At 61.4% G+C, this 26,835-nt stretch carries 19 protein-coding genes and 4 pseudogenes; 11 read left to right on the forward strand and 12 right to left on the reverse strand.

The window, feature by feature from the left end; translation table 11 throughout:
• Positions 1-58: 58 nt before the first annotated feature.
• Positions 59-1,249, reverse strand: coding sequence for an NAD(P)H-dependent flavin oxidoreductase (locus tag WT26_RS12360; RefSeq protein ID WP_069273003.1), 1,191 nt, complete (start codon positions 1,247-1,249; stop codon positions 59-61).
• Between the two features lie 126 nt (positions 1,250-1,375).
• Positions 1,376-2,812, reverse strand: coding sequence for an aldehyde dehydrogenase family protein (locus tag WT26_RS12365; protein WP_069273004.1), 1,437 nt, complete (start codon positions 2,810-2,812; stop codon positions 1,376-1,378).
• A 234-nt stretch (positions 2,813-3,046) separates the two neighbouring features.
• Between WT26_RS12365 and WT26_RS12370 the strand changes: the two genes are divergently transcribed.
• The 4 genes from WT26_RS12370 to WT26_RS12385 all read left to right on the forward strand — a co-directional run bounded on the left by WT26_RS12370 (position 3,047) and on the right by WT26_RS12385 (position 7,611).
• Positions 3,047-3,412, forward strand: a complete 366-nt coding sequence (locus WT26_RS12370) for a hypothetical protein (RefSeq protein ID WP_027787292.1) — start codon at positions 3,047-3,049, stop codon at positions 3,410-3,412.
• An 87-nt stretch (positions 3,413-3,499) separates the two neighbouring features.
• Positions 3,500-4,042, forward strand: a complete 543-nt coding sequence (locus WT26_RS12375) for a hypothetical protein (RefSeq protein WP_069270205.1) — start codon at positions 3,500-3,502, stop codon at positions 4,040-4,042.
• Positions 4,043-4,463: 421 nt separating this feature from the next.
• Positions 4,464-5,282, forward strand: a complete 819-nt coding sequence (locus WT26_RS12380; RefSeq protein WP_069273752.1) for a response regulator — start codon at positions 4,464-4,466, stop codon at positions 5,280-5,282.
• Positions 5,283-5,301: 19 nt separating this feature from the next.
• Positions 5,302-7,611: a sensor histidine kinase gene (locus tag WT26_RS12385; protein WP_069273005.1), complete on the forward strand. Its 2,310-nt coding sequence runs from the start codon at positions 5,302-5,304 to the stop codon at positions 7,609-7,611.
• 99 nt (positions 7,612-7,710) lie between these two features.
• Here WT26_RS12385 and WT26_RS38030 read toward each other — a convergent pair whose 3' ends face one another.
• The 9 genes and pseudogenes from WT26_RS38030 to WT26_RS12425 form a co-directional block, all read right to left on the reverse strand.
• Positions 7,711-8,580: a hypothetical protein gene (locus WT26_RS38030; RefSeq protein WP_069270690.1), complete on the reverse strand. Its 870-nt coding sequence runs from the start codon at positions 8,578-8,580 to the stop codon at positions 7,711-7,713.
• A 255-nt stretch (positions 8,581-8,835) separates the two neighbouring features.
• Positions 8,836-9,113 (reverse strand): annotated as a pseudogene (locus tag WT26_RS12395) (transposase); the annotation flags it as partial.
• A gap of 197 nt (positions 9,114-9,310) precedes the next feature.
• The gene (locus WT26_RS35620) at positions 9,311-9,919 is read right to left on the reverse strand and encodes a hypothetical protein (RefSeq protein ID WP_230461563.1); all 609 of its coding nucleotides are present in this window, start codon (positions 9,917-9,919) and stop codon (positions 9,311-9,313) included.
• Between the two features lie 41 nt (positions 9,920-9,960).
• Positions 9,961-11,628 (reverse strand): ShlB/FhaC/HecB family hemolysin secretion/activation protein, encoded by a 1,668-nt coding sequence (locus WT26_RS12400; protein ID WP_231130449.1) that lies wholly within the window; start codon positions 11,626-11,628, stop codon positions 9,961-9,963.
• A gap of 270 nt (positions 11,629-11,898) precedes the next feature.
• A complete protein-coding gene (locus WT26_RS12405) occupies positions 11,899-12,192 on the reverse strand; it encodes a hypothetical protein (protein ID WP_231130450.1) in 294 nt (97 codons plus the stop codon).
• Positions 12,149-19,345, reverse strand: coding sequence for a hemagglutinin repeat-containing protein (locus WT26_RS12410; RefSeq protein WP_420480923.1), 7,197 nt, complete (start codon positions 19,343-19,345; stop codon positions 12,149-12,151). The genes WT26_RS12405 and WT26_RS12410 overlap by 44 nt, the downstream gene beginning before the upstream one ends.
• 367 nt (positions 19,346-19,712) lie before the next feature.
• Positions 19,713-20,633 (reverse strand): annotated as a pseudogene (locus tag WT26_RS39045) (filamentous hemagglutinin N-terminal domain-containing protein); the annotation flags it as partial.
• Between the two features lie 855 nt (positions 20,634-21,488).
• Positions 21,489-22,526 (reverse strand): IS110 family transposase, encoded by a 1,038-nt coding sequence (locus WT26_RS12420; protein ID WP_060093842.1) that lies wholly within the window; start codon positions 22,524-22,526, stop codon positions 21,489-21,491.
• Between the two features lie 771 nt (positions 22,527-23,297).
• Positions 23,298-23,423, reverse strand: a pseudogene (locus WT26_RS12425) (hypothetical protein); the annotation flags it as partial.
• 305 nt (positions 23,424-23,728) lie between these two features.
• Between WT26_RS12425 and WT26_RS12430 the strand changes: the two are divergent.
• Positions 23,729-23,920: pseudogene (locus WT26_RS12430) on the forward strand (flagellar protein FlgN); the annotation flags it as partial.
• Positions 23,921-24,085: 165 nt separating this feature from the next.
• Here the strand turns inward: WT26_RS12430 and WT26_RS12435 are convergent.
• Entirely contained in the window at positions 24,086-24,448 is a 363-nt protein-coding gene (locus WT26_RS12435) for a hypothetical protein (protein ID WP_230459277.1), read from the reverse strand.
• A gap of 332 nt (positions 24,449-24,780) precedes the next feature.
• Here WT26_RS12435 and WT26_RS12440 point away from each other — a divergent pair, with 332 nt between their 5' ends.
• From WT26_RS12440 to WT26_RS12465, 6 genes are all read left to right on the forward strand, one after another.
• The gene (locus WT26_RS12440) at positions 24,781-25,071 is read left to right on the forward strand and encodes a RebB family R body protein (protein ID WP_069273010.1); all 291 of its coding nucleotides are present in this window, start codon (positions 24,781-24,783) and stop codon (positions 25,069-25,071) included.
• Between the two features lie 34 nt (positions 25,072-25,105).
• Positions 25,106-25,375, forward strand: a complete 270-nt coding sequence (locus WT26_RS12445; protein WP_069273011.1) for a RebB family R body protein — start codon at positions 25,106-25,108, stop codon at positions 25,373-25,375.
• 38 nt (positions 25,376-25,413) lie between these two features.
• Positions 25,414-25,680 carry a RebB family R body protein gene (locus WT26_RS12450; RefSeq protein WP_069273012.1) on the forward strand — a complete coding sequence of 89 codons (267 nt, stop codon included), beginning with the start codon at positions 25,414-25,416 and terminating at the stop codon, positions 25,678-25,680.
• A 59-nt stretch (positions 25,681-25,739) separates the two neighbouring features.
• Complete coding sequence (locus WT26_RS12455) at positions 25,740-26,012, forward strand: RebB family R body protein (RefSeq protein ID WP_006024227.1); 273 nt, start codon at positions 25,740-25,742, stop codon at positions 26,010-26,012.
• 88 nt (positions 26,013-26,100) lie between these two features.
• Complete coding sequence (locus tag WT26_RS12460; RefSeq protein ID WP_069273013.1) at positions 26,101-26,295, forward strand: RebB family R body protein; 195 nt, start codon at positions 26,101-26,103, stop codon at positions 26,293-26,295.
• A gap of 2 nt (positions 26,296-26,297) precedes the next feature.
• Entirely contained in the window at positions 26,298-26,831 is a 534-nt protein-coding gene (locus WT26_RS12465; protein ID WP_081333731.1) for a RebB family R body protein, read from the forward strand.
• Positions 26,832-26,835 lie beyond the last annotated feature (4 nt).

Genomic DNA, 26,835 nt, shown 5'->3' on the forward strand with positions numbered 1-26,835 from the left:
ACCCCCAAAGAACGGAATCCATTCTGCCGGCAGGGTCTTGGGTGCGTTTTGATGTTCGTCAAGCCAGCGTAAACGTGGGACGGTTTGCCGCAGGCTCGGTCGCACAGCCCGTCAGCAGCAGGTCGAGCAGGTCGCGCACGCTGCGAATCGCACGGCCGAACGGCAACGCTTCACGGCCGCGGAAGAACAGCCCGTTCGCGACGTCGCCGCGCAGCGCCGCCGCCAGCCGTGTGTCGATGCAGAAATGGCCGAACTTCTCGATGCCGTCGCGCAAGCCGCATACGCTCAGGCATTCGAGCGCGGTCGGGCAGCGCTGCTTGAGCGCGCCGAGCTTGTTGCGGATGCGCGTCTCGTTGCGCAGGTAACGATCGAGCCACGGCGTTTTCACCGCGCGTGCGGGCAGCCCCGTCACGCTGACGAATTCGACGATGTCGTCGGGCGTCGCGTCGGCCAGCACGCGCTTGAAGTGCGGATGCGCATCGCCCTCTTCCGTCACCGCGAACGGCGTGCCGACCTGCACGCCGTTCGCGCCGGCCTCGAGCGCCGCGCGCACCGTGTCGTGACTGTTGATCCCGCCTGCAACGATCAGCGGGATCGTTTCGCGCGCGATGCCGAGCGATGCCATCACCTGCGCGGTCTCGTCGAGCACGCGCGCGAAATCGAAACGGCGGTCGTGCATGTCGTCGATCTGCGTGACGCCGAGATGGCCGCCCGCATGCGCCGGATGCTCGATCACGATCGCGTCGGGCAGGCGCCCCTTCTTCATCCACTTCTTCAGCACGAGCGCGATCCCGCGGCTGTCCGACAGGATCGGGATCAGCGCGATGTCGCGTCCTTGCGTGAGATCGGGCAGGTCGAGCGGCAGGCCCGCGCCCATCACGATCGCATCCGCGCCCTCGTCGCATGCGACCCGCACGTAGTCCGCATGCGCGCTCACGGCCTTCATCACGTTGACCGCGATCATCCCGCGCCCTTCGCTGTAGGTCTTCGCGAGACGGATCTCGCGGGCGAGCGCCTCGAGGTTCGCGGCCTCGAGCGTCGCGCGATCGGGTTGCGCGCGGCAACGCGCGAGCAGATCCGCATGATGGTGACGCAGGTCGATGCTTGCGATCGTGCCGACCGCGCCTTCGCGCGCGACGCTGCCCGCCAGCCGGTGCGCGGAGATGCCGACGCCCATGCCGCCCTGCACGACAGGCAGCAAGGTACGGCCGCGGATCGTCAGCGGCGGAAAGGAAGTGCGTGCGGACATCGGGTACCTCGTCGAACATCGGGAAATGCGATGATCGGCGCGTCCGCCGACGTGCACCTTGAGCCGCGTCAAGAAAAAACGGCACGCGCGGTGCGTGCCGTTTTCAGAAATCGCGCGTCGTGCCGTTCAGGCCGGCTTCGCGGGCTTGAGCTGCATCGACTTGTACTCGAGATATTCCTCGAGCCCGTACACGCCGTTTTCGCGGCCATGCCCCGACTGCTTGTAGCCGCCGAACGGCGCGGCGCCGTTCCACGTGCCGCCGTTGATGTCCACCTGCCCCGTGCGGATACGGCGCGCGATGCCCATCGCGCGTTCGTCGCTGCCGGCCCACACCGCGCCGCCGAGCCCGTACGGCGAATCGTTCGCGATCCGCACGGCCTCGTCCTCATCGCGGTACGTGATGATCGACAGCACCGGCCCGAAGATTTCCTCCTGCGCGATCGTCGATTTCGGATCGACGCGGCCGAACACGGTCGGCTTCACGAAGAAGCCCTTCGCGAGCCCTTCCGGCAGGCCCGTGCCGCCCGTCACGAGCTCCGCGCCTTCGTCGATCCCGCGCTGGATGTAGTCCTGCACGCGCTGCTGCTGCACGGCCGACGCAAGCGCGCCGAGTCGCGTCGCATCCTGCCGCGGATCGCCGGCGACGTAGGTTTCGGCCGCCGCCTTCGCGATCGCGCGCGCTTCGTCGTAGCGCGCTTCCGGTACCAGCATGCGCGTGTGCGCCGAGCAGGTCTGCCCCGCGTTCAGGTAGCACGCGTTGACCGTGCCCTTCACCGCCGTCGCGAAATCGGCATCGTCGAGGATCACCGATGCCGACTTGCCGCCCAGTTCGAGCGCAACGCGCTTGACGCCCGCGGCCGCCAGCTCGGCCACGCGCTTGCCGGCGCGCGTCGAGCCCGTAAACGACACCATGTCGACGTCCGGATCGGTGGCCAGCACCTCGCCGACCACCGGGCCGTAGCCGCACACGAGGTTGAACACGCCGGGCGGCAGCCCGGCTTCGTGAATCGCTTCGGCAAGCATGAACGCGTTGAGCGGCGCGACTTCGGACGGCTTCAGGACGACCGTGCAGCCGGCCGCGAGCGCCGGTGCGACCTTCAGCGTCACCTGGTTGAGCGGGTAGTTCCACGGCGTGATCGCCGCGACGACGCCCACCGGCTCGCGCACGACGAGCGAGTTGCCGACCTGTGCCTCGAACTCGAACGACTCGGCGAGCTTCGCGTACGCCTTCCAGTTGTAGATCGGGCCGCCGACCTGGATCGCGCGCGACAGCTTGATCGGCATCCCGACTTCGCCGGTGATCGACTGCGCGAGTTCCTCGCTGCGCGCCTGCAGATGCTCGACGATCTTGCGCAGGTACGCGGCGCGGGTCGCGGGCGGGGTCGCGGCCCAGCCGTCGAACGCGGCGCGCGCGGCGCGGACCGCCGCCTGCGCGTCGGCCGGCTGCCCTTCCGGAATCCGGCCGATCACCGCTTCGGTGCCCGAGTCGATCACGTCGATCGTGCCGGTGCCGGCCGGCTTGCGCCACGCGCCGCCGATATAGAACTGGTCGTAGATTTTCATCGTCGTGTTCCGTCTCCGTGGAAACGATCATTTTAGCGAGCGCGGGACGCGCGTGACGGCACGCGGCGCCGGCGCGGCGACCGGCGGTGCGGGATGACGTCCCGCCCGCCATGCGCCCCCATCCGCACCAGTCCGGGTGCGCGGCATGGCCCGCATCGTGCTATGTTTTTACTATCGGCACCGGCCCATTGCAACCGGCGCCGCCCGGAATCGACGTATTTCGTGAGCGCTGCCATGTCCGACGCACCCCATACCCTCGGCTCGCAAGACCGCCTCGAGCTGCTTTGCTGGCTCACCTGCGGCAACCTCGGCGCGTTTTACCTCAACGAATCGTGGCCGGACGCCACGTTCCAGGTCCAGGCCGCGCACCGCTGGCTCGACCGCCATCACCGTCAGGCCGACTGGCTCGCGATCGCCAAGCTCGCGGCGCTCGCGCAGGACATCGCCAAGCGGCACGCCGGATTCGTCGATGCGTCGTGGGCGCGCGACGCGGTCGAGGAAATCGTCGATACCGACGACCTCGACTATCGGGCGAAACTCGTGCAATGGGTCTACGAAGACTGCTGCAAGGCGCTCGCCGACAAGCGGCTGGCCGATTGACGACGAGGCGGACATGCGGCGCACGGATCGATGCTCGGGCGCCGTGCCCGCGGACCCACTGAACCTCGAACTTGCAAGGATGATCGCGTGACACGCGCATACCGATTTCTGCTGACCGCCGGCGCCTTCGCCGTGCTTGCCGCCTCGGCCGGCGCGGCCACGCCGGCGGCGCCCGCCAGCGCATGCCCGTCGCCATCGTTCGACCGGTACCCGGCTCGCGCCGTGCGCGCGCCGCGCACGCTGCCCGACGCGCCCCGGCTGCGCAGCAAGGAAGCCCGCCTCTACCGCACCGTCATTCGAGGCGAATTCACGGAACCCGCCAATTTTGCCGGTCACTACCGCGTCGCCGTGTGGGGTTGCGGAACGGACTGCCGGAATTTCGCGATCGTCGACAAGTACACGGGAACGACCTACACGATGCCCGGCGTGCAGGAGATCTCGGGGGTGATGGGCAATGGCGACGAGCGGCTCGATTTCCGTGCCGGCAGCACGTTGCTGATCGTATCCGGCTGCTTCAACGACGACTGCGATCACGGCAACGCGAAGGCGGCCCGGTTCTTCTACGAGTGGACCGGTACGCGCTTGCGCCTTGCCGGCACGTGCCCGCTGGACATCGAGCCGGCCGAGTGACGTCGGCCCGGACCTCGCGCCGACGCCCATCGCGTTCGAACCTCTGCCGTTTGCCCCCCTTTCGGCCCTCGGATACCCGCACTTGGCGATACGGCCCGCGCAACACCGAAGCGCATTGTTGCAGCGCCGTCCATGCACGCCTTTTCCCGAGCGCCCAAACCTTTTGCTCGGGGGGAAATTTTTGATATTCCGCAGATCAATGCGATCTGATATTCTGCGCGGCAGCCGGCGATACCGCGCCGCGCCTCGTCACCGGGGTGCCGCATGCGCCGCTGCAGCGCAGCGATTCGGGCCAGGCAGAACAATCGTGAGAAGTCGGTAAATCAGACCGGTCGCGTAGAACGCGAATTGACACAGCGGCCGAAAGACAATCGAAAGCTTGATGTCGGATCGCAATCCGCAACGCCTGCACGTATCCACCATGCTGCCCCGACCATCCGCACTTGCCGACGCGCACATTCTCGTCGTCGACGACCAGCCGGACCAGCTTCACCTGTTGATCGCCATCCTGCGCCGTGCCGGCTTCCGGATCAGCATTGCATTCGATGGATCACAGGCGTATCAGCGGGCGCTGGCGATCTCGCCCGACCTGATCCTGATGGACGTCCGGATGCCGCGCATGGACGGCTTCGCCGCGTGCCGGCTGCTTGCCGAAACGCCCGGCACGTGCGCGATTCCGATCATTTTCCTGACGGTGGCCGGCGACCTCGACGAGCGTCTCGAGGGGCTGGGGATCGGCGGCGTCGACTACGTGCTGAAGCCGTTCGAACCTGCCGAGGTCCTTGCGCGGATTCGCGTCCACCTCGGCCGCGCGAAAGGCGGCCGGCATGCCGAAGCCGATCCGGCTGAGTCGGATCCCACCGGCAACGACGCCATCGTTCGCGCGGCCATTCGGCATCTTTCGCAAAGACTGAGCGACCCGCCCACGGTCGAGCGGCTCGCCCGCCTGGTCGGCACGCATGAAAAGCGGCTGTCGCGTGCGTTTCGCGACAATCTCGGCCAGACCGTGTTCGAGTATCTGCGCAACGAACGCTTGCGGATTGCTCAAGGCCTGCTGAGCCGCACGCCGTTGAGCATCGCGCAGATTGCCGAAGAAATCGGCTTTTCGAGCCCCGCGAATTTCGCCACGGCGTTTCGCGAGCGATTTGGCGTCACGCCGTCGGCTTACCGGGACGAATGTCGCACGTGTCGCTTGCAGGAGCCGGCCGGCATCCTGGAGCCCGATCTTGATCTCGGCTAGCGCCGCGACAACGACCGTCATGTGGCGCCGGCTGTTCCTGCTGTTCCTGCTGTTCCTGTGCCTGTGCGGGTGGGCGTCGTGCGCCTTTGCCGTGCTGCCCGATGTGGCCGCCCAACCGATCCCGCAGCGTGCTTCGCTGGACCGGATTCAGGTATTCGAAGACGTGTCGGGCCGGATGCGGCTGGACGACGTGCTCGCGCTGCCGACCGAACGCCCGGGCGGATTTCGCTCCGTCCGGCAGAACGGATTGAAGCCCGGCTTCTCGCATTCGGCGTGGTGGCTGCGCGTGACCGTGACGAACCGCGGCACGACGGAATCGTCGCTCGTCCTTGCGCTCATGGAGCCGCGCCTCGTGCACGTGGACTTCCATATCGGCAGGGACGGCCATCGGACACCTGACGGCATCGCTGCCACCGCGGCGCCGGCAGCGCGGCCATCGGTATCCCGCAATCCATTGACGCGATTCACCCTCGGTCCCGGCGAGCAGGCCGTCATCCTGATTCGCGTGACGGGCGATACCGCGCTCGCGCTCGAGCCGAAGCTGTATGCGGCGGCGGAGTATGAAGCGCTGGAGAAGCGCGCGGCGCTTTGGGGCGGCGGCCTGATCGGCGGCGTCCTGGCGCTCGGATGGTGCGCGCTGCTGATCGCCTGTTTCTCGCGCAGCGTCTCGTTCCTCGTGCTCGCGGCCGTCTGTTTCATGACGGCATCGTATGAAGCCGCCTTGCGCGGTTACACGAAAGTCTATCTATGGCCGCACGCAGCCGAATGGAGCGCCCGCAGCGTTTCGGTGTTCGGCTGCGTCAGCGTGCTGCTGTTCATCGTCTTCATCCTGCGCATCGCCCACGGCGAGCGAACCATGCTCCCCGCGCGCCGCGTGCTGTCCGGATTCGCGGTACTGGAGTGCGTCACGGCGGCAGGCGCCGCGTTCGGGAATCTGTACGTTTTCGCGCAGGTCAGCCTGACCGTCAACGGGGTGTTCGGCATCGTCGAAGTGGGCGTTGCCGCCGTGCTCTCGCGCCAGGCGACGCCCACCGCGCGAATCATGCTGATCACGGTCGGCTTCGGGTTGTTCAACTTTGCGTTGCACCTGGTCGAGACGCTCGGCTTCCTGCCGGCCGGCCTGGGATGGCTGAATGCCGACATTCGTCCGAACCCCGTCATCGCCGTGATTGGCTTGGCCACCCATCTCGTCGTGCTCGCCGCATGGATCAACCATGTCGGGAAACAGCGGCAGGAGGCGCGGGACGAACTTGCCGACTGGCAGCGAAGCGAGCACGAACGGCTGCGGCACGAGGTTGCGCAGCGCACGGCGGCATTGAACGCGGCCTTGCTCGACGCGGAAGAGAAAAACCAGCAGAAGATCGAAACCCTCGGCTATGTGAGTCACGACCTTCGCGCCCCGCTCGCGACGATTGCCGGCTACGCCGGACTGCTGCTGGACGCGGCCGATTCGAAGCAGGCACACCTGATCCGCGCGATCGAGCGCAGCGTGAGCTATCAACTCGGCCTGATCGACGAGCTGATCGGGTATGCGAAAGCCGAGCTGCAGCCGCTGGACATCGCCCCGGCGCCAACGGACCTGCTCGCGCTGCTGAACGACATCGCCGAATACGCGATCGCACTCTGCACGCCACTGAACAACCAGTTCCACCATCAGGCGCTGACGTCATTGCCTCGCCGGGTGGCGATCGATGGCCGTCGGCTGCAGCAGGTGCTGCTGAACCTGCTGTCCAACGCGTCCAAATTCACCCGTGACGGCATCGTCATGATGACCGTGCGAGCGCGCCGGCAGGACGACCGCTGGCTGATCGGATTCGACGTCGCGGATACCGGCATCGGGATCGGCATCGAGCAACAGTCGAGCCTCTTTTCGGCCTTTCGCCAGATGCAGTCGATGAACGGCACCACGGGCCTCGGGCTGTTCATTGCACAGCGCATCGTCGCCACGATGGGCGGCGATCTGCGCGTGTCGAGCGCGCCTGCTCGCGGCACCTCGTTCTCGTTCGCGATCGTCGTTGCCGGAGCGGAGGCTGGCGCTGCGGCGACGTCGAACGTCATCCCCTATTCGTCCTTCGGTTCCGCGGACATACACGTGCGACGCGATCGCCACACGGCAATTGCCGTTCCGCCCGAAAGCGACCGCCGGGAACTGGCGGTTCTCGCGAAAGACGGACGCCTGACCGATATCGAGCAATGGATCGACAGTGCGAGCCGCGTTCATCCCGCAGCCACGGCGTTTTTGGCTGAGATCCGGCTCAGTCTCGACGCACTGGATTTCTCGGGCATCGAAGCGCTCGCGCTGGCGCCTCATGATCATCCGGTACATTGAAAAAACCGGAGGCCCGCTACCGGCAAATTGCCGATGCGGGCCTTGGGGGGATTCCGATGGCGTCAGCCTATGTGCTCGGTTCCAAGTGCCTCGAGGACATTACTGGCACGACAACACCACAACGCCGCCAACTCCCGACTTAGACTGCGAAGTCGAGTAGCCGAGGGCCACCAACGGCTGCTTCGCGTCATGACCGACGACAACCGTTTGTACGGACAGGCTCCCGTCGGTCGAAACGCCATTCAACGGCGTCTGTGCCTTCGTCAACGTATATTGACCATTCAAGTCGTGAATCGTCATGCTCAGGTTGTTCAGCGTACGCGTACCGAGATCCAGCGTAGCCGAAGCCGTTCCAAGCGTGCCGGTCGGGCCACTGAAATCGTTTGCGACCGAATCCGCGATCAGTTGCGTGCAGGCAAGCGTTCCGCTCGCCACGGGTAACGAAAGGGGCGTGCCCACCGCGTAGTGAAGGCCTTGGTCCATGGTATAGGTATTGCCATCCGTGTCCTTGGCCATGTTCCAGCGGCCAATCGCGACATCGCTGCCGACGCCCTGGATTTCCGACACCATTCCGTGATCGAGTCCCAGGCAGTCGGTCGCTGAATCCGAAGAAGCCAGCGTTGTAAATGCGCCGCTCGCTTGTTGCAACAGGCTCGACGCGGGTACAGCCGAGGCGGTGAAATTCCGGTTCAACTGATATTCCTTGGGCATACTGGGCACGACCACCACGGCCAGCTTGCCGTTATTGTCCTTGACCTGAGAGGCGGAACCGGAATACGTGAAATTGCCGTTCGGCCGGCACGCTGCCTGAACGGATGGCGATGGGGATGGAGGCGTGGTGGATGATGCCGGAGGCACGGATGTTCCTGTGCCGGACGTATTGACATCGTCTCCACCGCCACATGCCGAAAGCGCTGTAGTGATGAGTGCAACGCCGAAAAGGCTGGCGCAGCGGGAAAAGTGTTGCATAGTATTGGCCTCCATTCTTTCCCAATATTGTTGGGAGAAGGTTTTCGGATGAGGTGCTTTGCCTCACGTGTGATTGGGCGCGCGCGATGGGCGCTACGATGATGCACTGATATGCCTGAAGCTCTCCTTTCGATTGAATACTCAGAACTGTCCCGTCGACTGAAATTCGACCATCGCAAATGGCTTGCCCCATCTGTCCAGTCCGCACCTGCAATTCATCGCAAATGTTTGTTACCAAGATTTCCGAAAGAAATGTCATATGGCCGCGTATTGGCATTCGGGTTGGCGAAGAAGGATTTCACCAGTGCGGGCAACTTTTGGATTCGGCACAGAGCGCCGATGGCCAGCCGTTTCATCTCGTCCTTGGTCTGTACGAGGCGTTTGGAGACGCTGCGCTTTACGCGTGCCCAGACCTGCTCGTCGGGGTTCAGGTGCGGCGAGTACGGCGGCAGATAGAACAGCTTCGGGCGTCCCTTCTGGGCTTGCACGAAATCCTGGACCAGCTTGGCTTTGTGAATCGGATGGCCGCTCAACGCGTTCGATATCCACGGATACCAACGTGCACGGAGCCGCAATGGAAGCATGGCGGACGCGGCTCCGGATTCGATGACAGCAACGCATCGATGTGCCGCCTCAAAGATGCAGCCAGTTCGTCATCTTCAAGCATTGATCGCAGTGTTCAATTCGCCGCGAAATCGTCATCAATTCAACTGCCAGACCTGCTCACCTGTCACTGTGTTGCGGAGCTTCCTTCCGTTGAACATTTCGGCGCAGGCGTGACTTTTACTGATTCGTCCAGTCCATGACCGTCAATGCGCCGAACCTCTAACCAACAACTCTTCTTTCGCCAATCCAGAAAAATGTCGTAATCCTGACCGGGTTGCGGATTGAATGTAACCCATGGCGCAGAACAACTCCAATGATAATTTCCAAAGTCGTTATTGACCGACATACCAATCGCCAACGGCTTTTCGGCAGGCACAACATATTCCCGGATCATATTTTTGAACTGCAAACCATCTACTGCCATTGTCGGCCGAGGACTTTTTGGCATCCCGATCACGACGCTTCGCGATGAATATTTCATCGCGGACAAAAATCCATCTCCGACAACGACTGTTTTATCGTCCGATCCGAAACCATTCTTGTAACAGGATTCACCCGGACGGAATGCCGCGCCACCCGTGCCATTTCCAGTCAATATCCGAATTCGAGCCGACATTGCAGGGTCGTAGGTCGGATGTTCCGTGGTTACATAATGAGTCGGTGGTATGACAAGTGCGCAGCCTGTCAACATGGCAATGATGCTTAATCCGAGTGTTGTTATGATCGCCTTCACTGACCTATCTCCTTTTCTATGTTCATTCGATAACTGATAAATCAAAATTGCGCCGTCACCTGAAATCCGACCGTCACACGCGCAGTCGGAAAGCCGGACGGCTTGTAGACCGGGGTCCCGGCAAACAGGTTGTAGCCATATCCACCGAAACGCGTCGCGACGCTGCCCTTCACGCCGATCACGGCGCCTGCCAGTTGCGTGCCGACCAGCGCGACCGGCTGCGGGCCCCATACATGGCCGTAGTCGAGTCCCGCGTAAAGGGCCTGCCCCGTCTGCCCGATCGGCGCCTGCAATTCGTTGCGCCAGTAGAAGCCGCGCGCCGCCGCGAGCATCGTCTCGCCGTCGAAGCCGCGCACCGTGTAGCGGCTGCCGATCGTCAGGTCGTCGATGTAGTGCAGCGTGTTGCCGGTGTATTGGCCGTGGAACGTGGTGACGTATCGGAACGGCTGCTGCGCAATCGCAAAAGGCGCAGATAGGTTTGCATCGACCACGGCCATCTTGTAGCGGTACGTCGGACCGCCGCCGGCCGCGAGCACGTCGTCTTGCGCGCCGAATCCACCAACGCCCTGCCGGTACGCAAGCGTGCCGTCGAACTGTGCATTGCCGAAATAGTGGCGATCGGTCAGGCCGAGCTCGATGAACGTGTTGTTGCGGCGCTGCTGCGGGATTTCCGTGTCTTCGATGAAGCTCTGCCCGAACCGGCGCGACAAGCGGACATAGCCGCCGAATACGTCGTTCTGGCTACGCGCGAGCACGCGGGCGAGCTTGAAATCGATCGTCTTTGAATTACCGCTGGCGACGAACGTCTGGTTCACGCCAGCGATCTGCTGGTAGTACGTGTTCGTGTACGCTGAAAGCGTCGCCGTCCAGTAGCCCCATGGGATCGAATAAAAGCCGTTCCAGCCGTGCGAGCCGAGACGCTTGTCGCCAAATTCAAGGTCTTGACTCGCGCCAACGTTGAACACGTCGTTCAGCCCAAACGGATTGTCGATCCCGAGCGAAATATTGCCCTGCAATTTGCCGGTCGCGCGCGTGCCCGAGTTGTCGATCGACGCGACGACGGTCCACGGCTTGCCGCGCTTCACGTCGAGCACGACGTCGCTTTCGCCAGGCACGTCGGCCGGCACGATCTGCATCGACACGTCCTGGCTCGACACGCGCTTCATCTGTTCCAGACCTTGCTCAAGGTCACGCAGATTCAACAGTTCACCATCGCGCGTCGGAAACGCGGCTTTCCATGTGCCCCGCAGCTTTTCGTCAGCGAAATGCACGCGGCGAATCACACCGGGAATCAACGACACTTTCAACGCGCCAGACGACAAATCCTGTTCGGGCAGCAGCACACGCGTCGTGATATAGCCACGCGACAAAATGTCTTGCGACAACGCCTTGACGAGAACATCAAGCCCCTGTTTGCCGACGCACTGTCCGATGTAGTGTTCGAGCCATTCACGCGCGAATGCGAAGCGATCCATCGGCAGCGCGGATGCACCCTTTGCTTTCACGCCATCCGGCAACGAGTCAGGCACGTCGACCACGAAACGATCAACGCGGAAGCATGGTGTTTCGGTTGGAAGTACCGGGTGGCCTGCACTTGCACCGACGCTCGAACGAACTCCCGGTGCGGAAACGGTTCGTTCACGCTCGCGTGCTTCTTCCTGCTGTCGAACCTGTTGGTCATTACCAACCGATTGAACCGACTGTGCCATCGCGCAGGTCGATGCAAAAAGCAACGATCCGGCGATAAAGCCACCCCCTCGGATTTTCTTCTTCATGTATTTGATTCTCGATTACACATGCCCTGCGACAATCCGAAATCAAAGCAGGATAACAATCGCACCGACCGCATGCACTAGTCGAAAAAGATGTTTGTGCAGCGCCGCGAACGGTAAAATCACATTTATGAAGATCGCCGCCACTTTCACTGATCCAACAGTAGCAGCGATCGGATTAAGAAATGTCGCCAACCTCTTGATCAACTATGCACACTTCCGCAACTCATCTCTCGCGGAATTAACTACCCCCATAAAATCATCGAGACTGAATTTCATTTTTACACTGTCTGGCAGGATGTACAAATCAACCAAAAACTCAATCTGCATACTGTCATTTCCGCCCTCCTTGTCGATAACGCACAGTCTTTGCCCTTCAAAGCTGATTTCTGCCGTAAGGTGCTCGTGATCCATGTCACTAACAAAATCAATATTAAATTTCGACACACCATTCACCTTATTTCTTGGGGTCCAAAATCCCAGAAAACGAGCCGTCTGCATTAAATCGTATTCCTTGTCCGCTAGGCAAGCGGAATTCGACGCCTCCGCGAGAAAGTTCGGTCCGAGTCGTATTTGGATTATTCAGAACACTATTCACGAAATCGCTAGCCGCAGCATTCTTATCTGCAATAGAGCCCGTGAGTGGTTCAAATGTTCCTCCTGGACGGCCAGCGTGCTTATCCCACGCTCTAGCCGCTGCTGATAAGCCAGAATCATTATAGGGTTGGTCCGCTGCCTTCTGATAGTCGCTTACTTTGACATCGCGAGCTTCACTTCCCGAGACCTGTGCATTGTCGCCGCCTCCACTGTTCAAAATTGCGTTCGGCGGTGTCCTACCCGCTGCGGTAAGCGCAGCATCAGCGGCTTGGCCTGCTGACGAATTCACCAGCACCGCGCCCTGACTCGTCGGGGGTTTACCACCGCCCATGCCAACGACTGCGCCTAATCCATTCGCGGCACCTTGGGCTGCCAAGGCGGCAGGTGACTCGGACATCTTCGCCTTAGCCCCAGCCTGCATCAGTCCGATGAACTGATCGATCAGCTTGCCAACCGAGTAATTGTCCATCGCCACCAACTGATCCGCTACTGCCTTGCCAACAGTTTTTTCAATCAGCTTACGTGCTTTGTCATTGTCCTTCGCTTCGCCAGCATCATTGCCCGCATTGTAGAGATTGACGTTCGATGCCGTCGCAGCGCCTGCGCTACCGCCAGCCAAGGCACCGGCCAGCCCTGAAAGAATGTTCGCACCGATGTTGCCAATCAGAGACGAACCCGTCGCGTTTCCAACGCTGTCGCTGAATGCTTTGGTCTGTTCAGCGAGCTTTGATGACAGACCTGCTCCCGCCGCGCCGCCAATTGCGCCGAATCCACCACCGCCAAGGCCGCCAATGAGTGCGCCGCCGCCCATTTGGAGCGCTGCACGCAAATCTCCCCCTTCGCGCCAATTGTTATAGTCCTTCAGGGCGGACACCATCCCTTCGATGTCGCCACTATCGGAGGCCGTCTGAGCAGCCTTAAGCGCATCTGAACGCTTCATGTCGGCATAAGCCCCGATGCCTTGCGCAACGACCTGACCTGCCGCCTGCGTCGCATTCATCAGGTCAGCCTGCTGATCCAGCAGGTGTTGCACGTCCGGCGTCTTCGAAACGCTTCCGTTCAGATTCGACGTGTCGCGGTTCAGGTTCGCCACGTCCTGCGTTTGACCCGCCGCGTTCGTGATATTGATCGCGCCCGCGCTGACGCCACTACGCGTGGTCGCATGCTCGTTGCCGCTGTCCGATTGCGAAATCATCGGCGTCACGCCACCCGAACCGCTGACCGATCCTGGCCCGATTGCCTTGCCGGTGACGCCGACGCCGGCACCTGCGCTGAGGCCGCTGCTGTCCGCGTTGTAGGTCGAATGGTTTTCGATATCGCGATACGTCAGCGTGCCTGTCGTCAGCGTGTTCTTCGACGGATCGGCCGTGCTGGAGATCGCCGCGCCCGCCAGGTCGGTATTACCCTTGACGTTCACGTTGAAGCCGCCTTCACCAGCCTGAATTCCGGCCTGTTCGTTCACCCCTGCGTAATCGCCGTTTGCGTTGCCGTGGGACGAACTGAAGCTGGCGCTGCCACCGCCCATCGTACTGACACTGATACCGCCGCCCACACTGCTTTGATGCGCGCTGCTGACGGTCGTGTCCTGCACGCTGCGCATGTTCAGGTTGCCGCCGACGTCGGCGGTAACAGTGCGACCGGATACGTTCGAGCCGATCACATTCGTATCGCCACCGCTGACGAGCGTCACGCTATTCGCTCCGGTCACATGCGAATTGTTCTGCATCGCCGCGTCGCTATTGCCGTCACCATGCGCACGCGACATCGACGCCGAAACCCCGATGCCATTCGTGCCGATCGATACGCCAACGCTGCTGCCCGACGACGAATTCGAACTGCGCGTCGAATCGGCGTTCGTCGTGTTTTGCAGATCAATCTGGTTCTTCGCGGCCAGCAGCACATCGTTGCCAGATACGTTCGAACCGGCAACCGTGATATTGCCGCTGCCCGGTGTTCCGTTACCCGTCGCAATCAACGCAGTCGTACCACCGGCCGTCACACTCGATCCGCGCTGCGTCGTCTGGTTTTCCGACGTGTCAAGACGGCTATGGCTCGATCCGACGCTGACTTGAATACCGATGCTCGGCGTACCGCCGCCGGCCAACGCGCCGCCGGTCAGTCCAGCCACACCCATCGCAGCATTACCAGCTGCCGCAATCGCGTGCAGGGCTGTCGCACGGCTATCGCCGGCACCGCTCTTTGCTGCCTGCGCCTGTTGATACGCGCCATTAATGGCGTCGCCGATGCTGCCCGACAAACCAAGCGTGACACCACTGCTGCTTGTCGTCTGGCTATGCGTCCTGTTTCCAGTATCGGTTGCGGAATCGATGACGACATTTGCAGCCTTGCCCGTCAGGTCTTTTCCTGCAACCAGATCGCTTCCTGTCACGTGCAGGGAGTTTCCGGCGCTGATACTCAGGTTGCCGTTGATCGAGCCGACTGCGCTTGCATTGTTCGTGACGCTCGATGCCTGATCCGTAGTCGCGAGTTTGCTGTTGCCGAACGATACCGTCAGACCGCTCGTCATCAATCCCGATTGCTGCTTCTGATAGTAGCTCGACGATTGCGTTGTATCTTGCGAAGTCTTGATATTGACATCGTGCACCGCATTCAGCGCTACATCGTTGGTACCGACGATCGTGCTGCCCGTGACGTTGATGTCTTTCCCGCTGACGATATTTACACCATCGGCCGAGATCGTACTGCCGCTGCTGATCGTCGTAGTCTGGTCGATTCCGCTTGCGATCTTCGTTCCGCTCAACACACCGCTACGGCTATGCGTTTCGTGCGAACTGTATTCGTGCGTCTCCGTCGCTGCACCGACGTTCACATCGCCGGCCGCCAGCAGGTTCGCGTTGCCCTTGTCGAGACTGATCGTGCTGCCGGAAAGCGTAATGTCCTTGCCCGACACGATATTGACCGTGTCGCCGCCTTTCAGCGTCGTGCCGGTCACGGTTTCATTCACCGCATGCAGGGTCGCTGCCGAACTGCGGCCACGACTGCTGCTGGAACTATTGCTGTCGATAGTGGACGTTGCGCTCGCCGCACCAAGCGACACATCGCCCTTCACGGCCACCGTGCCACCTTGCCCAAGATCGATCTGCGCGCCCTTCGCCGTCAGGTCGCCGCCGACGCCGATTTGCGACACGCCGCCGACCTTCACGGAACTGCCGACCGCCTGATTGACGTCCACGTCCGACACACCATTGGCGCGATGCACGACCGTGTGCTCGCCAGTCTGCTGCGCACCGAGATTCCAGTTGCCCCCGACCTGCATCCCCAAATTGCCGCCGACGTTCAGGTCTCCCGCGTTCTGCTGGAAATTCCCTCCAGTCACGATCGCCGCATTGCCTGCTACATCGATTTTCGCCTGCGGCCCGAGCGTCGTCGTGATGCGCGTTGCGCCCGTGTCGTTGACTTGCTTGACGGTTTTCGTTGCGGTATCGAGAATCAGGTCTTTCCCGGCGTCCAGCTGCAAGCTACCCGCCTTCACGTTCGCGGATGTCAGATCGACGTCGCCCGTCGTCGTCAGCTTCATCAAGCCGCCGCTTTGCAGCGCGCCGAATGCGTTGTCGATCTGCTTGCCTTCCACCGACAGCGTATTCGCCGCCTTCATCGTGCCGCTGTTCGTGAACGTTTGTGCGTTCTTGAGATCGATGTCGTTCGCCGCGATCAGCGGACCATGCCAGTTTTCCTGACTGGCTTTTGCCAGATAGACGACCGGCACCAAGACCGACTGTCCGCCAACGACGCGCGTCTCCATCAGGATCACGTTGCTCGTCAGTTGCGAAACCTGTTCAGGCGACAGGCTCATGCCGAGCGGAAGGCTGAGCGACTTCGACAGCGATGCACCGGCCGCCATCAGCGATTCGTACATCGACTGCGTATCCGTGTACGGTCCCAACACGGCCTTGCCCGTCAACGACGTAATTTCGTTGCGTACCAACTGCTGCTCGTAAAAGCCGTCGCCGAGCCGCTTCGGAATGTGCGTCAGGTCAACGCCGATCTGCTGGAAGAAATAATCGCTCGAAATGAAATTCTTTTGGTTCGTGAACGCCGGATTGGTCTCGATGACGTACGGTGCATTCGGCGCAGTGGTCGGCTTGAACAAGCCGCCTTGCGGAATGGTGAGGTTGTTCAGGACGTTGAGCGCAGTCGCACTCGCGATCACCGGATTGACCATCGTCGGTGTGGTGCCGTGCACCGCGCCGGAATTGACGGGCAACGACTGACCGGCCACCAATCCAAGCGACGGAATCGACGCGTTGCCTGCGGTGTTGTTGAGGCTCACGCCCGTACCTGACAACGTGCCATTCGTGACGAGAGTCGATTGATAATCGGGAATCTTGAATTCCTTCACATCGGCCGGACCATTACATCCTTTATCGCAGAATGAATAGGTCCAGTCGTGTTCACTGTTGTCGTAGTTGTTGTAGTGATAATGCCCCGAATAAGTGACTGTCAGACTTGGCGCTTGCTGTCCCGATGCTTTCCAGCCGTCCGCATCGTAATTCGCAGGCATTTCGATGCCATTGACAGCGGCAATATTGCTCCAATAGTTTTGAAGCGTGCCAACCGACGATGCTCCGAGTTTTCCGCCCGAAACAATTTGGCCAGCAGGACTGATGTCTTTTACCGTATTTGCAGCCGCGACACCTGTATAGGTCGTGCGTTGATAGCGGCTATTCCATTGGCCTTCATGGGGTGGATCAATAAAGATGCCGCCGATTTGCTTCCTCAATTGTTCGATGACAGAAGGATCAGCCTTTGCAAGATCAATCCCCGGAACATCATATGCGCCGTTGCATGCGTCCGTGAAATAGGCCGCGCAACCGGACATGCTGATGCCAAGCTGTTGCAGCCACGCCGGATCGACGTTGTTGGTATAGCCGGTCGTCGTCATCACGCGACGCGTGTTCGTCACCTGATCGGCATGCAATTCCATATCACCGCCGGATTGGATCAACGCAGACTGGTTACGGATCAGTGCTGCATGCGTGTAATTCCCGTTCGCATCCTTGCCACCGGCCAACACGACCTTGCCCAAGCCGTAAATGGCCGTCTGCGCCATCGCGTCCGCCGCAGTCGTATCGTCACGGTTTTCGATATCCCGCGATAGCAGTTCGAGCGTGCCGTTGCTATCCGATGCGCCAATCAACGCGGTCGGACCGATGTTCGACAGTGTGCTGTCGGCAACGAGCGAAGCACTGCCCCCGACCATCACGCCGGTATTCGTCAGCGTATTCGAATGCGTTTTCAGCAGATTCCCGGCCGCGATTGCGCCGCTGTTCACGATATCGCCTGCGTGGATGGACAGGTTGTTGACCGATTGCAGGCCCGCACTGTTGGTGAACGTGCCGGGCAACGTGAACGCGAGATCATGACCCGCGCTGAATTGGTATGCCGGCGTGCTCGAAAAATCGCCCTGCAGATTCAGCGACGCATCATGGGCCGCACTGTACGTGCCGCCACCAAGCAGCGTGCTGGCCGATACCGACAAGTCGTGCGTCGCACCGATTTTCCCGTTCGTGTTCGTAATCGCGCCGGTCGTTGCGATGTCGACATTGCCATCGGCGACGTTGCCGATTTTGCTATCGGTGTTGTCGAGCGTATCGCTACGCACCTGAACGTTCGCCCCGCTCATCTGCGCTCCATTCGTATTGACGATCGAAGCAGCTTGCGCGGTCACGTCACCGTTACCGGTGATCGTGCCTGCGCTGTTGAGCAGTTGACTGCCGCCTTGTACCGATGTCGCGCCGGTCCCAAAATCCGCAATCAGCCCGCCCGAATTCTGAATCGTTGCTGCGTGTACATTCAGCATGCTCGTATCCGGACGAGCATCGGTGCCCGCTGCAATTTTCCCGTTCTGGTTGTCCAGCCTGCCGCCGCTCGTCAACGACATACCCGCTTGCGAGCGAATCAAGCCTTGCGAGTTCGCCAGATCGCCCGCGATGTTCGCGACAATGCCGTGACGCGCCGCGAAAGTCCCTTGCGCGTTGTTCCATGAATCTGCTTGAACAGCGGCCTGCCCATTGGTAACGACGGAGCCACCGACATTGCTGAAAGCACCTGTGCGGTTGCCCGGCTTCACCATCAGCACGCCTGATCCGCCATGCGTGATCGTGCCGCCATCGTTCAGCAACGTAGCCGATGCGAGCGTCAAGTCCGTGCTGTTGGTCTGCAGCGTGCCGCCTTGCGAATTATCGAGCGTACCGGAGACATTAACCGCGATCGGACCGGTCCCGGTCTGCGTGATGACGCCGTTGTGATTGACAAGATCGATACCATTCAACGCAACCTGCGTCGCTTGTACCGTGCCACCGCTGTTGTCGATCGTGGTGCCATTCACGGTCGCCGACTGACCGACGATCGTGCCGTTCGCGTTCGACAACCGCGCGCCCGCATCGACCGTCACGGATTGTGCTGCCTTCAGCGAGCCGCCCGAGTTGTCAACGGCTTGCCCGGTCACGTGCAGGTCCGTATTGGCCGTGATGACGCCTTGATTGACGATGGTGCCGCCTTGTACGTTGACGCCACCGTTACCGCCGATCACTCCGCCTTGCGCGCCGGTTGAGGTCGTACCGCTCGCGTTGATCAGTTGCCCGGTCGTTGTGATCGACAGGCCGTCGCCGTTCAACGACGTGACGCGCCCCGCCGAATTGTCCAACGACGCTCCGGAAATATTCACTCCGCCTGCGCTTTGTATCGTCCCTTGGTTATTCGCGAGCGCGCCGCCGTGCACCTGCATCGAGTCTTCCGATACGAGCGTGCCGCCCCGATTGTCGAATTGGCCGGACGACTGCACAGTCAGCGGACCTTGCGTCGATACCTTGCCGCCTTGGTTCGAAATGCTGCCCGCAGCGAGCGTTGCATGACTGCCGCTTGACAGGCTGCCGTGATCATTGATCAACGCACCCGCCGCATTGGCATTGACCGCACCCTGTGCGCTCGTCGTCGCATTGGAAAGGTTTAGGTCGCCCGCGTTCGCGTTCAGCGAGAGATGGCCGTTTGCAGCCGTTTGCAGCCGTTTGACTGCCGGAAAGATTGACAACGCCACCAGAAATCGACGCGTTGCCGCCTGCGACGTTCTGACCGGTCGCCGTCAGCTGGCCCGTGCTCGACAAATTCAGGTCGCCGCCCTTTCCGACGGAACCGTCGTTATTGACGCCTGCGCCGAGCGTTCCCGTCGAATTGACGCTGCCCGCGTTGACCGTCGTATTTTCCTGCGCCGCAAGCGTGCCGCTGTTCGACAACGCGCCGCCGGTCGATACATTGACGTTCTGCTGTGCGTACGTCGTGCCGGAATTTTGAATACTGTTCGCGGTTGCGGTAAGGTTACCGCTGGCAGTCGTCTTGCCAGTCAATACCAGTTGGCCATTCGACTGCAGCGTCAGATCGCCCGCTTGTGCGGCAATCGTTCCGGCGTTTGCGACACCCACCCCGTTCTCGTTCGATACGAGGAGGATGCGGTTGCTATACATCCCGCCGAGTTGGCTCACGTCGATCGCAATGGCGGGTGCAGCGCCATCGCCGGCGATCGGCGTGGCGGCCAGCGTGTCGTGATTGATCTGATTCGCACCCGCGACGACGTTCAGGTTTTTCGCGTAAATTGCCGCGTTCGCTTGCACGGCACGGGAAATCAGGTCGACCTGATCGACATTTGCGGCATTGAGACCCGCCCCTTGCACGGAAATCAGGCCGCGGGTTACGTTGAACCCGCCGAGCGAACCATCGGCGCCGTAGTACGGCTGGCCCGTCGTTAACGTCGCGCGGCTTGTATTGATGAATCCCCCGCCATCGACGACGATGCCGGACGGGTTCGCCAGGATGACTTCCGCGCGGCTACCCGCGACCTCGACATAGCCTCGCAATTGAGACGGATTCGCGCTGTTGACCTGGTTGACGATGATTCGCGCAGACTGGCCCGGACCAAAGTTCGGGTTGCCGTTGATCCAGCCCGCCTGCTGCGTCTGAACCATCGTGGCCGAGTTGTTCAGGATCGCGCCGTTTTTCTGGACGTCGAACTGGTTGTACGTATTCACGGACACGCCAGCTCCCGAAGGCGCAGCGATATTCACCTGCGGCAAGCCATTTTGCGTCTGGATGACGTGCGTATTCGTGCCCGGCGTCGGCGCGATTTGCGCGATGCTCGGGAGCGGCGCGCCGAACAGCAACGCCACAGCCATCACAGTCGGTTGCCATTCGACACGAAGTCCCGTTGATTCGAACCATGCACTCGATCCCCGCGCAATTCCGGGCGCACGCGCAGCATTACTTTTTTCCTGAACGACAATCATCGCGCCACGCGCGCGATTGAAAACCACCCGATAGCGATTCTTGTTCATTCTTCGTTCGACGCAGGCCGCGCCTCTGCTTCATATTGCGATTGATCTCAACGTCCATTCGGTCGGACGCCGTTAGTCTAGATCGCAGTGAAAATTAGGATAACGATATTTTTCATCGCACACGTCATGATTGCACGCTTCGGACGCGCCACGTGCAATTGATTTACCCTATCCGTGACGCGATCGTAGCAGACGCGAGGTCCCGCACATTGTCAGAGATGATCAAATCGATGAGCAAAGTCTCGACTTTCTCTGCTTAATCTAGGGAATATCCATAAAAAAACACTCAGCAATTAACATTTTAAAATTCTTTCTAATTGTTAATTCCGAATGGGCATGCCGGCCCAAAATAGATGTGCGCTGGTTTGGCAAGCAGCATCACCGACAAGATTTAATTTTTGAATACATCGGGATAGGGGCGGTCAGATTGCCTGAGCGACCCCCTCCCACACTCGGTTGCCCTCATGCAGTTGCGCTTCACTTCTTCGCCGTGACCAGCTTACGGCAGGACTTGCACCCGCAAGAGTGCGCCCATGCTGGGCGCACAATCGGGATAGGGGCGGTCAGGTAATCTGACCGGTCCCCTCCCACATACATGGACGCCTCCGTTTTGCAAGGCAGCCGTACACGATCGGCAGATAGATTGAGATTGCGGCCATACATCCGGACTGTTCAGGAGGCTAGCGAGACGCCTCTGTCCCTGATGGAATCAGCTGATCGGACTCTAATCACCACCTCGCGCTCGAAGCGCCTGTGGGAGGGCAGAGTATTCCGATCCCGGTCCAACCTGTCTTGCCATCACGTCACGATTGCCCAAGCAACCTCCTGGGAGAGCCTTAACCGAACCCGATCGGATTACGCAGCGGCCACGGACGGCGCGTAATCCGATCGGAACGCAGTGCCTTGCGTGAGCAGCGCCCAGGCAATCCGGGCGTTCCTATTCGCCACTGCCACCACGGCGACGTTCTTGTGCCGGCGCGTGAGCAAGCGATGAAGCCAGCCCGAGAACGCATCGTCCTTGTTGGCGCAATAGCGAACGACAGCCCGCGCGCCGTGCACCATCAGTGTCCGCAGGTAGGTATCGCCGTGCTTGCTGATACCCAGCAGCGTCGGCCTGCCTCCGCTCGAATGCTGTCTGGGTACCAGACCTAACCACGCCGCCAGTTGCCGGGCATTGCTGAAGCACTTGCCGTCGCCGATCGAGGCAACCAGAGCGCTGGCCGTAATCGGGCCGATGCCGGGAATCTCTGCCAGTCGGCGACTGGCGTCGCTCGCGTGATGCCACGCCTTGATCTGCGTCTCGATCTCTGCGACCTGCCGGTCAAGCTCCTTCAAGTGGTCCGTCAAGCGCTGTATCAACAGACGGAATGACCCCGGCAGTTCATTGCTGGCGTCTTCGATGAGCTGAGGTACGTGCTGGGCAATGCTGGTGATCCCCCGCGGCATCACCAAACCGAATTCCCCCAGCAGCCCGCGGATCTGATTGGCCTGCGCGGTACGCGCCCGAACGAACCCTTGGCGGGCTCGGTGCAATGCAAGAACCGCCTGTTGATCGACGTTCTTGATGGGCACAAACCGCATGTTGGGTCGCGCCACCGCTTCGCAGATCGCTTCGGCATCGGCAACGTCGTTCTTGTTCGTCTTCACATAGGGTTTAACGAACTGGGGAGCCATGAGCCTCACCGTATGGCCGAGCGTCTGCAGCTTGCGTGCCCAGAAGTGGGCGCTGGCGCAGGCTTCCATGCCGATGAGGCACCCTGGAAGGTTCGCAAAGAACGCGACTATCTGGTGCCGTTTCAGTTGCTTCCTCAATATCGGCTTGCCGTGCTCGTTCACACCGTGGACCTGGAAGATGTCCTTGGCGAGGTCAATGCCGATCGTAGTAACGTTCATGGTGACGCCCTCCTCCGGTGAAGGTGGTGTTTCGACAGCCTCACCACTTTGACACGGCAATGCCGCTTCGGACGGGGGCGTCCATTCCATTACCACCTGGCATGCGGGTCCGCACCAGGCGGTTGGAATGGTTGAGGTCGTCAGGCTTGTGTTGCTCCCGACCCGACGCCCAGGCTTGCCGTGGTCCGGTTCGGCGGAACTGATTCCTCGCTGCCGGGGCCTGTCGGGCTTCACCCTATCCACCTGACCGGCGAGCTTCGCTCTCGCGAACATCTGAGGCGCTTCACTTCCGATAACCAGAGGGCTCCCCCTCCCATCCCTTCGGCCCTTCGCCGGCAGCTTTAGCTTTCCCAGCCACACCGCCCAACTACTATGGCCTCTGCTGACTCCTCGCTCCGACTCGACGTCGTTGCCCTTTCAGGCATGAGGCGAGGCCTCCCCAGGTAAGAACGCACTCCTTCATCGCACAACCGCTGCATTTACGCCGCCGCGCCTTGGTCACAAGAGCTTCGCGGTTTGTTGCCCGCTCGCCCTGCTCGGCAGCGCCTTCTATGCAGTTCTTGTCCATCGGCTCGCGATTTACGCTCCACGCTTCCTCCCCACATTCGGTCGCCCTCGTGCAGTTGCGCTTCACTTCATTCGCCGTGACCAGCTCATGGCGGGACTTACACCCGCAGGAGTGCGCCCATGCTGGGCGCACAACAAAAAACCCGCCAGGCACAAACCTGGCGGGCTCTCGGGTACATCAAGCCGAGTAGATCGGGCAGATCTTTACGCCTGCCCCTGGCTCGCGAGGAAGTCCTCGTAATTCCCGCCGAAGTCGGTCAGCGTGCCATGCGTGGTCACTTCGATGATCCGGTTCGCCAGCCCGCTGACGAACTCACGGTCGTACGACACCAGACCCCGTTCATGTTCCTAATCAACCACTTGGAGAGCATGAATGGCAACAATCACCCTGCGTGGGACAAAATGGCAGGTCAAAATCCGCCGGAAGGGCCAACCGTGCCTATCCGCAACATTCGTCAGTGAAGCGATATACTCACCTACGTGCAGAGGACTTGGCACTCAAACTAGGTTAAGGATTGGCGGGCTAGCGGCCCGCCTTTTCTCCCTCCCCGCAAATCGTGCAAGCTCAGACGCGAGGCCAGAGAACGCACTACTCATCGTCCTGGTGTCACAACCACTATGAAGCCGCGTGCAAAACCGACGTGCGTCTCGCGACCGGCTGGCAGTTGCTGCAGCAATCGGCCGGACGCGCGCGCCACGCGAACGCGATCAACGGGATGCTGATCCGCATCCGGATGGACTACAACGAACGCACGCTGTCCGTGCTGCGCGCCGCGCCGCAGCGCAACGGCTTTTACGGGCGGACGGCCGCGGCCGCCGCGCGCTAGGGTCTCTTGTCCGGATGCCCCGAGCGCGTTTCATGATCGACGTGAGCTCGGAAGCGCGCCGTGTCACAATCGGCCGTGATCCAATCGCGGCGGCCGCCGTTCCGGCGGCTTGCGCCGCCCGCTGACTTCGATTCGCCCTTCTCGTCATCCAGGCGACGGATCGGCTCACCGCCCAAGACGCTCAAAGATCGCCTTCTCGAGCACGGCAAGCTGCTCATGGATGAGCTGCCCGGTCCCGCGTCCCGTGCGCCATTGGCCCGATCGTTCCGGGTCCGGGTTCGCATTCCGGGTCCCCCTCGCTTCCCCCTTGCGTTTGTGCGGCATAGCGGCTCCTTCGTCGTCCGTTTGCGCGCCGCAAGCAAGCATTCGGTCAGGCCCTGCGTTCACGTCGAACCCGGCCAGCAAACCGCCTCTTCCCGTCGCAAGTCGTAAGTCCGGCTTATCGCCGCGTTGTCTCGCTTTCTTTTCGCCAAAGCCGCATGCCTTGCCGGTATGCGCGTCCTTCTCGGCGGCAATCGAGGAAAACACTCAAGACGGCTTACCGGTCCGGCGTCGCGCTCTTTGTCCCTCCGGATCCAATCGGAAATTCCACCGCAAATCGGCGTTTTTTCCGCATGCCGCGTTTCGTTCCGCAAAAGGCACTGGAAACCCATGCAGCGAAATCGCTGATCCGCATGGGTAGTCGGTTTTGGCTGATTACAACGGTTGTCGCGATTCGGCGCCGTGTTTTCCATCGGCTGCGCCAATCGCGCTCGCGATTGCTTTCCTACGATGTTTTCACGGCCCTACCACGCAGCGCAGGGTTCGTACCGGAAAAACATCCCGCCGCAAGGCAGCCTCACATTTATCCAGGAGCAACCATGGCTTTTCCTACCAGCGTCAACGACCAGATCACCGATTCCGTCACGCAGGCCAACACGAAAGTGTTGGGCGACGCGCCGGCCATCGCGCTCGGCAACCTCTACCAGGCCACCGCGCAAGCCCTGGCCAATGCCGCCCACAACGCCACCAATGCGCAGCAGCAGAGCTACGTGACGTCCCAGGCCGCCACCACGATGGGGGTGGCGACGTTGTACTCGCTCGACACGGCCTCCACCGGTGTCGCGACGAAGGACATCCTGAGCACCGGCGTTCGCGGCCTCGGCAGCTGATAACCGAAGCCCATAAACCATTGAGGAGCCCGACATGGCTTTTCCTACCAGCGTCAACGACCAGATCACCGATTCCGTCACGCAGGCCAACACGAAAGTGTTGGGCGACGCGCCGGCCATCGCGATGGGCAACCTCTACCAGGCTACGGCGCAAGCCCTGGCCAACGCGGCCCACAACGCCACCAATGCGCAGCAGCAGAGCTACGTCACCGCGCAAGCCGCCACCACGATGGGCGTCGCGACGCTGTATTCGCTCGACACGGCCACGACCGGGGTAGCCACCACGAAGATCCTCGGCACCTGAGGATTGCCGGAAACAGTTGACCCCAAGGAGTTGAACACATGGCCTTTCCTACAGCCGTCAATGACCAGGTCACCGATTCGGTGACGCAGGGGAACACCCAGGTGTTGGGCGTATCGCCGGCCGTTGCAATGGGCAACCTTTACCAGGCTACGGCGCAGGCGTTGGCCAACGCGGCCCACAACGCCACGCTGGCGCAGCAGCAGATGTACGTTACGGCGCAAGCCGCAACCACGATGGGTGTCGCGCTGCTGTACTCGTTGGATACCGGCAGTACGGCAATGGCGACCAAGAAGATCCTCGGCTGAGGGCTCATGCGTTGATCACCGGCCCCCACCTGTCATCCAAACATTAAGGAGCATGAATCATGGCATTTCCGACATCAGTCAACAGCCAGATCACCGATTCGGTTTCGCAAGTCAACACGAAAGTCCTGGGCGACGCGCCATCGGTCGCGATGGGAAATCTGTACGTGGCGACGAGCCAAGCGCTTTCGAATGCCGCTCATAACGCGACGAACAACCAGCAACAGTCCTACGTGACGATGCAGGCGTCCACCACGCAGGCCGTATCCACGCTGCTGACGGTGGAAACGGGCACCACGGGCGCTGCCACCGCGGAGATTCTCGGCCTGAAATAACCGCGCATGACGCCCGCGGCCGACGCACTGTGGCACGCGGGCGCCGCGCGCATCGGCTATCGGGTACCCGGCAGCACCGGCCCGCGCGATGCCACAGCTCGCCGTAGATCAAACGGCCGCCGCCGCGATGGCCATGACCTATCTCGCGATGGCCGACAGCATCGGCATCGCGATGAGCAATGCCGTGGCCAACCAGCAGCGCGGCCAGGTCGTCGCCGGCGCGGCCACGACCCAGGTTCTCGCATTGATCATCGCAAAGGGAAGCCAACAGGGAAGCAAATAGCCATGACCACCGACAACAGCACCGTCAACAGCCAGATCGTCGACGCCGTCAGCAACGTCGTCACGCTGACAACCGGCCAATCGCCGTCGCAAGCGTTCGGCATGCTCGACGCCGTCTTGCTGGAAACGCTCGGCATGGCGATGCATAACGCCGTGAATCGACAGCAAAGCGCCGGCATGATCAATTCGGCCGCGCTGACGGCTGCGTGCGCGAAGATCCTCGCCGTGCCGTTCCCGGCGCCGCCTCCACCTCCGCCGCCCGCGCCGCCACCGCCGCCCGAAGTGCATCCGCTGCCGGGGCCCGACGAATCAATGTCGCCGGCCTCCGTCGTGGAGGCCGCCGTCAAGGAAAGCGAGACGGCCTTCGGCGAAGCCAAGGCCGCCCTCGACGAGCTGAAGGCCTCGGCCGACACGGCCGTGAAGGACGCGGGCGACGCCGAGTATGCGCTGGACCAGTTCGCGCAATCGGTCACGGCCGCGCTGTCGAAGCCGGGCGGCGGCACGCCGAACCACGGCGGACCGAGCGGCAAGAACTGAAGGA

The organism is Burkholderia cepacia (assembly GCF_001718835.1).
GTDB lineage: Bacteria > Pseudomonadota > Gammaproteobacteria > Burkholderiales > Burkholderiaceae > Burkholderia > Burkholderia cepacia_F.

Excerpts from the sequence above, each read along its gene's own strand:
- WT26_RS12360 (WP_069273003.1), bottom strand. The coding sequence starts at position 1,249 with ATGTCCGCACGCACTTCCTTTCCGCCGCTGACGATCCGCGGCCGTACC.
- WT26_RS12365 (WP_069273004.1), bottom strand. The coding sequence starts at position 2,812 with ATGAAAATCTACGACCAGTTCTATATCGGCGGCGCGTGGCGCAAGCCG.
- WT26_RS12370 (WP_027787292.1), top strand. The coding sequence starts at position 3,047 with ATGTCCGACGCACCCCATACCCTCGGCTCGCAAGACCGCCTCGAGCTG.
- WT26_RS12380 (WP_069273752.1), top strand. The coding sequence starts at position 4,464 with ATGCTGCCCCGACCATCCGCACTTGCCGACGCGCACATTCTCGTCGTC.
- WT26_RS12385 (WP_069273005.1), top strand. The coding sequence starts at position 5,302 with ATGTGGCGCCGGCTGTTCCTGCTGTTCCTGCTGTTCCTGTGCCTGTGC.
- WT26_RS38030 (WP_069270690.1), bottom strand. The coding sequence starts at position 8,580 with ATGCAACACTTTTCCCGCTGCGCCAGCCTTTTCGGCGTTGCACTCATC.
- WT26_RS12400 (WP_231130449.1), bottom strand. The coding sequence starts at position 11,628 with ATGGCACAGTCGGTTCAATCGGTTGGTAATGACCAACAGGTTCGACAG.
- WT26_RS12405 (WP_231130450.1), bottom strand. The coding sequence starts at position 12,192 with ATGCAGACGGCTCGTTTTCTGGGATTTTGGACCCCAAGAAATAAGGTG.
- WT26_RS12420 (WP_060093842.1), bottom strand. The coding sequence starts at position 22,526 with ATGAACGTTACTACGATCGGCATTGACCTCGCCAAGGACATCTTCCAG.
- WT26_RS12440 (WP_069273010.1), top strand. The coding sequence starts at position 24,781 with ATGGCTTTTCCTACCAGCGTCAACGACCAGATCACCGATTCCGTCACG.
- WT26_RS12445 (WP_069273011.1), top strand. The coding sequence starts at position 25,106 with ATGGCTTTTCCTACCAGCGTCAACGACCAGATCACCGATTCCGTCACG.
- WT26_RS12450 (WP_069273012.1), top strand. The coding sequence starts at position 25,414 with ATGGCCTTTCCTACAGCCGTCAATGACCAGGTCACCGATTCGGTGACG.
- WT26_RS12455 (WP_006024227.1), top strand. The coding sequence starts at position 25,740 with ATGGCATTTCCGACATCAGTCAACAGCCAGATCACCGATTCGGTTTCG.
- WT26_RS12460 (WP_069273013.1), top strand. The coding sequence starts at position 26,101 with ATGCCACAGCTCGCCGTAGATCAAACGGCCGCCGCCGCGATGGCCATG.
- WT26_RS12465 (WP_081333731.1), top strand. The coding sequence starts at position 26,298 with ATGACCACCGACAACAGCACCGTCAACAGCCAGATCGTCGACGCCGTC.